The 10916-nt window shown below is 63.3% G+C and carries 6 protein-coding genes and 1 pseudogene; 1 reads left to right on the plus strand and 6 read right to left on the minus strand.

Annotation, left to right across the window (positions count from 1 at the left end; genetic code table 11):
• Positions 1 to 91: 91 nt before the first annotated feature.
• The 6 genes and pseudogenes from murD to ACTHNE_RS15595 form a co-directional block, all read right to left on the minus strand.
• A complete protein-coding gene (gene murD / locus ACTHNE_RS15570; RefSeq protein WP_324945994.1) occupies positions 92 to 1450 on the minus strand; it encodes a UDP-N-acetylmuramoyl-L-alanine--D-glutamate ligase in 1359 nt (452 codons plus the stop codon).
• Between the two features lies 1 nt (position 1451).
• Positions 1452 to 2801: a UDP-N-acetyl-alpha-D-muramoyl-L-alanyl-L-glutamate epimerase gene (gene murL / locus ACTHNE_RS15575; protein ID WP_324945997.1), complete on the minus strand. Its 1350-nt coding sequence runs from the start codon at positions 2799 to 2801 to the stop codon at positions 1452 to 1454.
• 16 nt (positions 2802 to 2817) lie between these two features.
• A pseudogene (locus ACTHNE_RS15580) lies at positions 2818 to 3294 on the minus strand (endonuclease domain-containing protein).
• Between the two features lie 81 nt (positions 3295 to 3375).
• Positions 3376 to 5988: a bifunctional aspartate kinase/diaminopimelate decarboxylase gene (locus tag ACTHNE_RS15585; protein ID WP_324946001.1), complete on the minus strand. Its 2613-nt coding sequence runs from the start codon at positions 5986 to 5988 to the stop codon at positions 3376 to 3378.
• 289 nt (positions 5989 to 6277) lie between these two features.
• Positions 6278 to 7792: a fumarate hydratase gene (locus ACTHNE_RS15590; protein WP_440269732.1), complete on the minus strand. Its 1515-nt coding sequence runs from the start codon at positions 7790 to 7792 to the stop codon at positions 6278 to 6280.
• Positions 7793 to 7936: 144 nt separating this feature from the next.
• Positions 7937 to 8545 carry an outer membrane beta-barrel protein gene (locus tag ACTHNE_RS15595; protein WP_324946008.1) on the minus strand — a complete coding sequence of 203 codons (609 nt, stop codon included), beginning with the start codon at positions 8543 to 8545 and terminating at the stop codon, positions 7937 to 7939.
• 502 nt (positions 8546 to 9047) lie between these two features.
• Here ACTHNE_RS15595 and ACTHNE_RS15600 point away from each other — a divergent pair.
• The coding region (locus tag ACTHNE_RS15600; protein WP_440269733.1) for a S53 family peptidase at positions 9048 to 10916 on the plus strand (1869 nt) is incomplete at its 3' end.

Below are 10916 nucleotides of genomic sequence, written 5' to 3' on the forward strand. Positions count from 1 at the left end.
GTAGGTTGGGTAGAGGCGCAGCCGAAACCCAACGTTGCCATTTCCATCATCACGTTGGGTTTCGGCTGCGCCTCTACCCAACCTACTGGGGTTACGCGATACCTAAGCCTTCGATACCTGCAATCTTCTGCTCATCGAACCCGGCCAGCGCGGCGAAACGACGTCCGCGTTCGGCGTAATCGTGGAACTGATCGAAGCTGGGCGCGCCCGGCGATAGCAGCACCGTGCCGCCTGCCGGCGTAATGATGCGCGCCATCTCGATCGCATCGGCCAGCTTGTCGACATCGCCCATCGGTACTTCCGACTTGGCGGCGCGCAAGGCGGCGGCGATGCGCGGACCGTTCGCCCCTTGCGTCACGATGCGCAAGGCCGTGCGTGATGTCGTCGCCTCGACGAAAGGCGCCCAATCCAGGCCGCGATCGTGACCGCCGACAATCACCGTGACTTCCCTGCCATGCAGGCTCTCCAATGCCGCGAGCGTAGCCTGTGGCGTGGTGCTGATCGAATCGTTGACCCACTGCAGGCCATCGCGCTCGCCCAGCGGCTGCAGGCGATGCGGCAGTGGATGGAACGAGGCCAAACCAGGCGCAGCACTGACGGCGTCGATACCCATCGCTTCCAGCGCGGCGAGTGCAGCGCAGGCGTTGAGTGCGTTGTGCGCGCCGGGCACGGCAATGCGCGCCAGCGGAAATATGTCCACATCGCCGCGTCGGATGGAGTCTTCCGCCACGTGCCAGCCTTCCGGTTGCCCGAACAACAGGCGTTGCGTGTGATGCGCGGTCTTCTCCAGCAGTGATGGCTGTTGCGCGTTCACCAGCAGGCGTTGCGATACGTCGACAAGCTTGAGCTTGTCGACCACGTAGCGTTCGCGCGAACCGTGCCAGTCCAGGTGTTCTTCGTAGAGGCTGGTGATGACCCCCAGTTCCAGCGGGCCAGCTTCTCCGGTCTGGAAACTGGACAGTTCGATCGCCCACAGGTCGGCGCTTTGATCGAGCAGTTCGAGCAAGGGCAGCCCGATGTTGCCGGCCAAGGCCGTGCGCACACCCGAGGTACGCGCAAGATGCGCGATCAGCGCCGTGGTGGTGCTCTTGCCCTTGGTGCCGGTGACGGCGATCACGCGCGCCTGCGGATTTTCGCCGAACCACAAGGCGGTGCCGGAGGTGAAGCGCGTGCCCTGCGCCTGCGCGGTGACGATGGCGGGCTTGTACGCGGAAATGCCCGGCGACTTGATGACGACGTCGTAGGCGCTCAGTGCGACGGCATCGGGTTCGTTCGGGTAGACGCGCAAGCTCGCATCAAATTCCTGCGCCTCATCGGCTTCCGCTTCGCTGCAATAAAGCGCCAGCGACAATTCCGGAAGACGTTTGCGCAAGGCGTGGATCGCGGCGCGTCCTTCGCGTCCGAATCCCCAGATGGCGACGCGCTGCCCGGCAAGCTCGGCGATGCGCATGTCAGCCAATCGCCTCGAGCGCCGCACGCAAGCGGGCCGGCACGCGATGTTCGCCTGCGGCGTGCAGCCATGGTTCCAATGCAAGCTGCGATACGTCGAGCTGCGGCAGGATTTCGCTGCGGAAGCGCGCCACCAGCGCATCCTCCTGCCATTCCGGGCGCTGGCTCAGCGCATACATCGCGGCACGCGCTTCAGCGCCTTCGCCTACGCATTCGAACGGTTTGTGATCGTGGTATTCGAGCAAGGCATCGAAACCGGCGGCCTGCGTGTCGTCATCCAGCAGGTTGCGGCCAAAAATCGCGAGCAGACGCGGCTTGGGCAGGAACGGCGCCAGCGCCAGGAACACGAAATGGCATTTCGGGCATTGCCCGCACCAACGGTCCGCCGGCTTCGGTCCAAGGATCTTGAAGTTGCGGTTGCAACTGGAAAACACGTCGAAGTAAGGCGTGAGCTTGGCGAACGCGCGCGTGATCGCCAGCTCCGAATACGGACGCAGCAGCGAGCAATAATGCAGGTCCGCGGCGACGTGCGTGTGCAGCCAATCGGCGAGTAGCTGCTCGAAGGCGTAGCCCTTGCTCCATTGGTGGTTCACTTGCTGGCCTTCGTATTCCAGCGTGGCCGCCGAAGCGGAACGCTCGTTGGCGAAGGCGACGCTGTCGAAACCGTACAGCACGGCGGCGACGGCGAGGATCGCCGAATTCACCGCTGTCACCGGAATATGGCCGTTCCAGGCGCCGATCCGATTCAACTCGAACAAGCCGGGCGCGAGTTCGCGCTGGATGTTGAGCATGGGCAAGCCGGTGCGTTCGGCGCAGGCGGCAATCAACGGCGAATTGCCCACCCACACCGCCGTGGCCTCGCCACCGGCCTGCTTGATCGCCTCGACGGCGACGAGCGAATCCTTGCCGCCGCCGATCGGCACCAGCGTGCGCCGGGGAAGATGCAGCGCCGGCGCTTCCACCTTGCCCGGCGGCTCGCCGGAGCGCGGGAAGGCAATGCGCCCGCGCAGATCCAGGCCATTGCGGTAGGCAAACTCGGCCAGCCCGTGCAGATAAAGCGCATCGAGCAGATCCGCCGTGGCGTCGTCGAGCGGACCATCAGCCACGTCGATCCTCGGCGGCACGCCCGCTTTGTAGTAGCTCACGCCGGCGATGTAATGCAGCAGCTTCAGCGCCGCATCGAAGGCGTGCTTGCGCTCGGGCGTTAACGCGGGCGGCGCGGGAAAACGCACCCGTTCGATCAACTCCTCGCCCTGGTCGAAGGCATACACCAGCTCGGCCACACCATCGGCATAGCTGCGGCGTACGAAGCGGAAGACCTGGGTCAGGCGCGGCTGGATCGGGTGGGTCACTCAACAAACTCCGGCTCTATATCACTTCCTTCGCGAGGGTGGCCCCTCCCCCCGGCCCTCTCCCCGGAGGGGAGAGGGGGTTGTGCGGCGAGTGCGCCATCCTGCCCCGCGCTTTACTCCCTCTCCCTCCGGGGAGAGGGTTGGGGTGAGGGGCCACGCTCGCCGCAGCCTCCAAAATCACCTCAAGCACCGCTTCCATATTTGTCAAAACGTCATCGTTCCAAAATCGCAGCACGCGAAAGCCTAGTTGGTTCAACCGTCGTGTGCGGTATTCATCTTCTTCCATCTGCTCCGCATGCTGCCCGCCGTCCAACTCCACAATCAGACCGGCATCAGAGCAAATGAAATCGACGATGTAACGATCGATTTCATGCTATCGGCGAAACTTCCATCCGGATAACCGCCGGCCTCGCAGGTGGTACCACAGCAACTGCTCCGCATCCGTCTTACCGCTGCGCAGCTCCCGCGCTTTGCGCACATTCATGCGCTTCATCCCTGAGTTTCCTTTCTACATCTGGCGAGGCTGGCCCCTCACCCCAACCCTCTCCCCGGAGGGGAGAGGGGGTTAAAAGCATCACTCAATGATGATCTCTTCCGCCTCATCCCGCAGATTGTACGGCGAGGACATGACCTTGCCGTATGCGCCGGCCTGGGCGATCAGCATCACGTCGCCTTCCTGCGCCTCGGGCAGGCGACGGTCGGAACCGATCACGTCGCCGCTTTCGCAGATCGGGCCGACCACCTGGTAGAGCGCGGTGGCCGCCTCGTCCAGGCGGGTGAGGTTGACGATTTCATGCCAGGCGTCGTACAGCGCGGGGCGGATCAGGCTGTTCATGCCGGTGTCCACGCCCAGATAACGCCATGAACCCTTGCCCTTCTGCTGCGTCACGCGGGCGATCAGCACGCCGGCGTCGGCGACTAGGTAGCGGCCCGGTTCCATCCACAATTTGTAGTGCGGATACGCCGCCTTGACCTTGCGCAGCGTTTCTTCCAGCGCCGCAATGTCGAGTCGTGCCTCGCCCGGATGCGAAGGCACGCCGAGGCCGCCGCCGATATCCAGGAAAGCCACGCTGCCGATGCGCTCGGCGATCGTCGCGAGCTGGCTGTACACCTCGCTCCAATGCTTGACGTCCAGAATGCCCGAGCCCAGGTGTGCATGCAGGCCGCGCACGGTGACGCCATGCGTATCGGCCAGGCGCAGGAACGCATCAAGCTGATCCACCGGCAAGCCGAACTTGCTACCGCTGCCGCCGGTGCGCACTTTTTCGTGATGGCCCAGACCACGGCCCAGATCCAGGCGCAAGACGATTTCGCGGCCACGGAACACGTCGCCCCAATGCTCCAGCGGATAGAGCGAATCGAGCGACACGGTGGCGCGCGTGGTGAAGGCCCATGCGTAGTCCTCGCGTGGCGCGAAGTTGGGCGTGAACAGCAATGGCGAGGATTCGGGCACCGCGGCCATCACCGCTTTCAGCTCGCCCGGCGATACGCATTCGAAGCCGAAGCCTTCTTCGACCAGCGCACGCAGGATGGCCGGATGCGTATTGGCTTTCACCGCGTAATGCAGGCGATCCACCGCACCGAGCTTCTTCAGCTCGCGCGCCTGCTTGCGCACGGTCGGCAAGTGATAGACATAGCGCGGCGTCGCCTCGGCACCGAGGGCAAGCAAGCGTGCACGCTCCTGCGTACGCCACCATGCATCGCTCGCCGCGACTGTTTCGCCGCTGCCGTACAGGCTTTGCCAGCTCGGTCCGAACAGGGCGCTGTCATCCGTGCGCAAGGCGCCGGCCGCGATCAGCATTTCATGCAGGCGCGGCACCAGATCGTCGACCACGCTCTCGTCCACCACGAAGGTGAGGTTGAGGTTGTTGGACGACTGCGAGATCAAGTGCACGCGCAACTGGCCGAATTCCGCCAGCACGCTGGACAAGGTATGCAGCATCGAACGCATGCCGCGACCAACCATGGTGATGGCTGCACAGGGCGCAATCACCTTCACGCGGCAGACCTTGGCCAGGTCGCTGGCGAGCGCGGCGATGGCGTCGGAATCGAGCAGGTTCTCGGTGGGATCGAGCGAAACGGTAACGTTGGTTTCCGCCGAACTGATCAGGTCCACCGATAAACCGTGCTGTTTGAACTGCGCGAACACATCGGCGAGGAAGCCGACCTGCTGCCACATGCCCACCGATTCCATCGATATCAGCGTGATGCCTTTGCGCGCGCTGATCGCTTTTACGCTGGGCGCGTGCTCGCGCACTTCCGGGCCGATCACGGTGCCTTCCAGTTCGGGGCGGTTGGTGTCCTTGATCAGCATCGGCACCCGCGGTTCGCGCAACGGCGACAGGCAGCGCGGATGCAACACTTTTGCGCCGGTGGAGGCGATTTCCTGCGCTTCTTCGTAATCGAGTTTCTGCAACAGGCGCGCGCCCGGCACCTGGCGCGGGTTGGCGGTGAACATGCCGGCCACGTCGGTCCAGATTTCCACGCGCTGCGCTTTCAGCAACGCGCCGAAGTACGACGCCGACGTATCCGAACCGCCACGGCCCAGCAGCACGGTGCGCCCCTGCGCTTCGCGCGCGATGAAACCTTGCGTGATGAATACCTCGCCGAGCTGCGCCAGGCGTGCGTTCAAGGCCGGATCGGGTTTGGCTTCGACCATCGCCGACAGCAGCTTGGTGCGCTCGTTCTGGTTCGGGAGCGCCACCGCGGCGAGGCAATCGCGCGCATCCAGCCACTGCGTGGGCAGGCCCGTGTGGGAAAGAAATGCGGCGCCCAGTGCGCTGGACATCAGCTCGCCATGGCCCTGCACCAGCGCCGACCACGCCAGCTCGCCCATCGCCGCCGGGCCTTCCTCAGCCAGCTTCGACAGCTCACGCAGACGCGCGGCCAAGGTATCGGGCACGGACAGTTGCATGTGATCGAGCAGGTCGTAGTGACGTTGCGCGATCGCTTTGTACGCCTCGATACGTTTGCCTTTGTCTTCCTGGGCGCACAATTGTTTGAGTGCGTCGGTGATGCCGGTCAGCGCGGACACGACCACCAGCACGCGTGCGCCTTCGGCGCGACGGCTGGCCATCAGTTCGCGGATGTTCTGCCAGCGCGGCAGGGTGGCGACACTGGTGCCGCCAAACTTCATCACGATCCAGGGTGCGCCGGCGGAAAGCGGCGCGGGGGCGTTCGAGGTCACGGTTTCTCTGTCTAGGGTTGCGGGAAAGTCAATCTTCCCAGTGTTGCAACGCGTCAGCCGGATTGCAACGGAAAATTCGGCATAGAGGTGACGTTTGGATGGCTAAATGCTTGCGGTGCTTTTTCTCCCTCTCCCCTCCGGGGGGGAGGGCCAGGGTGAGGGGCCGGGGCTTGCGACGATTTCAAAAGAAACCATGCGCTGATTTCCTTTTTCCGCCAGCCTTGCCCCCTTACCTCAACCCTCTCCCCGGAGGGAGAGGAGGCGAACGCGGCGCGCGTAGCGCGCTGCGTCATTCGATTGAAACGGGGATCTTGCCGATCTTCGCCTGCCATTCCCGCGGCCCGGTCTTGTGCACCGAAGTGCCGGCCGAATCCACCGCCACGGTCACCGGCATGTCCTTGACTTCGAACTCGTAGATCGCCTCCATGCCCAAATCCTCGAAGGCCACCACGCGACTGGCCTTGATCGCCTTGGACACCAGGTAGGCGGCGCCGCCCACGGCCATCAGGTACACCGACTGGTGTTTCTTGATGGCTTCGATGGCCGCCGGGCCGCGCTCGGCCTTGCCCACCATGCCCAGCAGGCCGGTCTGCGCCAGTACCTGTTCGGTGAACTTGTCCATGCGGGTGGCGGTGGTGGGGCCGGCGGGGCCGACCACCTCGTCGCGCACCGGATCGACCGGGCCGACGTAATAGATGAAGCGGCCGCTGAAATCGACCGGCAGCGGCTCGCCCTTGTTCAGCATGTCGACCATGCGCTTGTGGGCGGCGTCACGGCCGGTGAGCAGTTTGCCGTTGAGCAGCAGCACTTCGCCGGGTTTCCAGCTGGCCACTTCCTCGCGGGTGACTGTATCGAGGTTCACCCGCCGGCCCTTCGAGGCGTCGTAAGTGAGCTTGGGCCAGTCTTCCAGCGAGGGCGGATCGAGCATCACCGGGCCGGACCCGTCCAGGGTGAAGTGCGCGTGGCGGGTGGCGGCGCAGTTGGGAATCATCGCCACCGGCAGGTTGGCGGCATGGGTGGGGTAATCCTTGACCTTGATGTCGAGCACCGTGGTGAGGCCGCCCAGGCCCTGCGCGCCGATGCCCAGCGCGTTCACCTTCTCGTACAGTTCCAGGCGCAGCTCTTCGGCGCGGTTGGACGGGCCGCGGGCGATCAGTTCCTGGATGTCGATCGGCTCCATCAGGGCTTCCTTCGCCAGCAGCATCGCCTTCTCCGCCGTGCCGCCGATGCCGATACCCAGCATGCCCGGCGGGCACCAGCCGGCGCCCATGGTCGGCACGGTCTTGAGCACCCAGTCGACGATGGAATCGGAAGGGTTGAGCATCACGAACTTGGATTTGGCCTCCGAACCGCCGCCCTTCGCCGCCACGATCACGTCGACCGTATCGCCCGGCACGATCGAGACATTGATCACCGCCGGCGTGTTGTCGCGGGTATTGCTGCGCTTGCCGGCCGGATCGGCCAGCACGCTGGCGCGCAGCTTGTTGTCGGGATGGTTGTAGGCGCGGCGCACGCCCTCGTTGACCATATCCTCCAGGCTCATCGTGGCGTCCCAGCGCACGTTCATGCCCACCTTCAGGAACACGGTCACGATACCGGTGTCCTGGCACAGCGGGCGATGCCCTTCCGCCGCCATGCGCGAGTTGATCAGGATCTGCGCCATCGCATCCTTGGCCGCCGGCGATTCCTCGCGCTCGTAGGCCTTGGCCAGGTTGGTGATGTAGTCGACCGGGTGGTAGTAGCTGATGTACTGCAGGGCGTCGGCGATGGACTGGATCAGATCGTCTTGCTTGATGGTGGTCATGGGCGGCGGCTTCTAGCGGGGAGAGAATGCCCGGCGAAGCGAGCGTCCGCCGGGCACAACCGGCCTATTGTGCCCCAATCCGTCCCTGGGAATAAAAAAGCGGCCGCGCAGGGCGGCCGCAAAAGGAGTGGAGAACTCCTTGAATCAGAACCGGTATTCGGCCTGCAACGAGTACATGCCGATGCGGTTGCTGCTGGTATCGCTCACCGGCGCGCGGTAGGTGTCGTAGGCGAGACCGAGGCTGAAGTTCTTGTTGAAGTTGTAGCCGCCGCCAACACCGAAATATTCGCCGGTGCGGACGATGCGATCGCGACCCGATTCGTTGAAGTTGTCGCTCATGTAACGAAATTCGTAAAGGCTACGTGCGCGGAACCAACCTGCACGAGCACCGACGTACCAGTTCTCGGTGATGTTGTAATTGAGGTTGCCGCCCAGCAACCAGCCACGGGTTTGCACCTGATCGCGTTCGGTGCCGCCACCGTCGTAATTGACGCGCGCCGTCGCATTGCCAAGGAAGCCATAGCCTGCTTCAACGCCATAGTCCACCACGCTGTTCCAACGATAGCCCACGCGCAGCGCTCCAGCCTTGCCGGTCTTGCTGAAGCTGTTATCCAGGCCCGAGTACGGATTGCTGACGCTGTAGTGCGAAGCACCCGCATTGGCATTGACGAAGAAATTGCCACCATCGGCGAAAGCAACGGAAGAAACCGTGCCAAGCGCCAGGGCGACGGCGATGATTGCGAACTTGCGCATGAGTGAACTCCTGATCGATTGAGAGAGATTCCACCGCAGCGAACCGCACAGAGGGGGAAGCGGTTGCGAGCGTAAAAATTTTGCAAAAGGTAACGAATTGCTTCGCCGCTGCCTAAAGAAAATTCTTCAACGAAGGTAGGGATTCACTTACGCAATCCGTCTTGCACGCAACGCACATGCGTTGCACACAACTCCTCGTGAAGACGGACTACACATGCAAGCGCGATGTTTTCGTTGGATCGAGAAAAGCGCTCAGATTTCGCTGTCACATGAACTTCCTTCACGCCTACATGCAACTCAGGCACTTCCAGGTTTTGCTGTAGCGCTATAGGCTCGTCGATAGCGGCTCGATGCCGATCGTCAGGGGAGACGGGCGACGTCGCTGGGAACGAATTTCTACGCCACATGCACCCACGGCGTTCACGTGGATGCGACAAAGGTGCGTGCCTTGGCCTTTGCTACGCGGACACGGCATGTCGTTGTGCTTATTCGGGAGAGCACCATGTTTGCAAAGCTGCATCGCAAGTCGCTTTCGTTGTCCCTTGCCCTCGTGTTGGCCGGCGTCAGTGCCGGCGCATTGGCCGCCGACGTCAAACCTGCCGTGGATGCAGGTGCCGCGCCATCCAATCAGACCGTGCACGTCACGCTGTTTTTGAAACTTCACAATAAAGCCGCGCTGGAGGATTACATCCGCCAGACCGTCACGCCGGGCAGCGCGCACTATCAACAATTTCTCACCACCAGCCAGTTCGCGCAGCAATACGGCGCTACCGATGCCGAGATCGCGCGCGTGCAGTCGTATCTGCGCAGCCAGGGCCTGAGCAGCGAAGTGCTGCCGAGCCATCTCGCCATTCGCACCAGCGGCACGCTGGGGCAGTTCGGCCAGTTGTTCCAGACGTCCATCCATACCTACGTATCGCGCACGAACGGCCGCAGCTTCCACAAGCCCGCGAGCGCGCCGCAGTTGCCCGCGGGCATTGCCGACGTGGTGGATGTCGCGACCGGCTTGAGCAATGAAAAGGCGTATCGTCCGCATCACGTCTCCACGCCCGCGTTCGCCGCGCTCGGCACGCAGAACGCGAAGGCCAACGCGCTGGCCGTCAAGGGTGGCGGTTCGAACGGCAATCCGACCGCCTCGGGCGTGCCCGGCCAGTACACCGTGGGCGACGTCGCCAACTTCTACAACATCAATCCGCTTTACAAGCGTGGCGTGGTCGGCAAGGGCTCGACCGTGTGCATCGTGACGCTGTCGAACTTCTATCCCAGCGACGCGACCACTTATTGGTCCGATATTGGCCTTGCCACCAAACCCAATCGTATTTCGCTGGTGCCGGTGGATGGCGGTGGCGCCATCGATGGCGGCAGCGGCGAAACGTCGATCGACGTGGAGCAATCGGGCGGCATCGCTCCGTATGCGGACATCGTGGTGTATCACGCCCCCAACACCACCAACGCGTACGTCGACGCGTTCGCGCAAGCGGTGACCGACAACACCTGCGACAGCATCTCCACCAGTTGGGGCTTGCCGGAAATCTTCAATTTCGCCGCATTGAACGTCACCGGCGCCAGTAACACCGACACCACCGACGTGGGCGACCTGCGCGCGTTCCACAAGATCTTCCTGGAAGCGGCCGTGCAGGGGCAGTCGCTATTCGCCGCCTCGGGCGACTCGGGCGCCTACGACACAGTGCGCGACCTGGGCAACGGCACCGGCGTGGGCGAATACACTGCGCCGCTCACGGTCGATTCGCCGGCCTCCGATCCGTTCATCACCGCCGCCGGCGGCACCACCACGCCGTACAGCTACGCATTCGGCACCGGTCCGACCGAATCGGTCACACAGGAAAGCGTGTGGGGCTGGGATTACCTGCAGACCTATTTCAACAAGTACGTACGCCCGATCAACCTGTTCTCCGTGGGTGGCGGTGGCGGCGTGAGCGTCTACTGGCGCAAACCGTTCTATCAGGCCTTTACCTTCGGCGTTCGCCGCAGCGAACCGGACCAATCGCTGGTCTATAACGATCCCAGCGCCGGTCCGACCACGCTACTGAAATTGCCCAGCCATTTTGCGGGACGCAACGTGCCGGATATTTCCTTGAACGCCGATCCGGAAACGGGCTATGTGTTCGTGTCGACGAACGACGGTGGCTTGCTCAGCGGCGAAGGCGGCACCAGCTTCGTGGCCCCGCAGCTCAACGGCATCACCGCGTTGCTGCGGCAGAGCACGGGACATCGCATCGGCTTGTGGAATCCGCAGGTGTATGCGATCCAGAACATCTTCGGCTACGGCTGGTTCACGCCGTTCAAGGCGATTCGCACCGGCGACAACTGGTTCTACAACGGTGCGCCGCACTACAACCCAGGTGCAGGC

It is taken from the genome of Dyella sp., assembly GCF_051954575.1.
In the GTDB taxonomy this organism is placed as follows: Bacteria; Pseudomonadota; Gammaproteobacteria; order Xanthomonadales; family Rhodanobacteraceae; genus Dyella_B.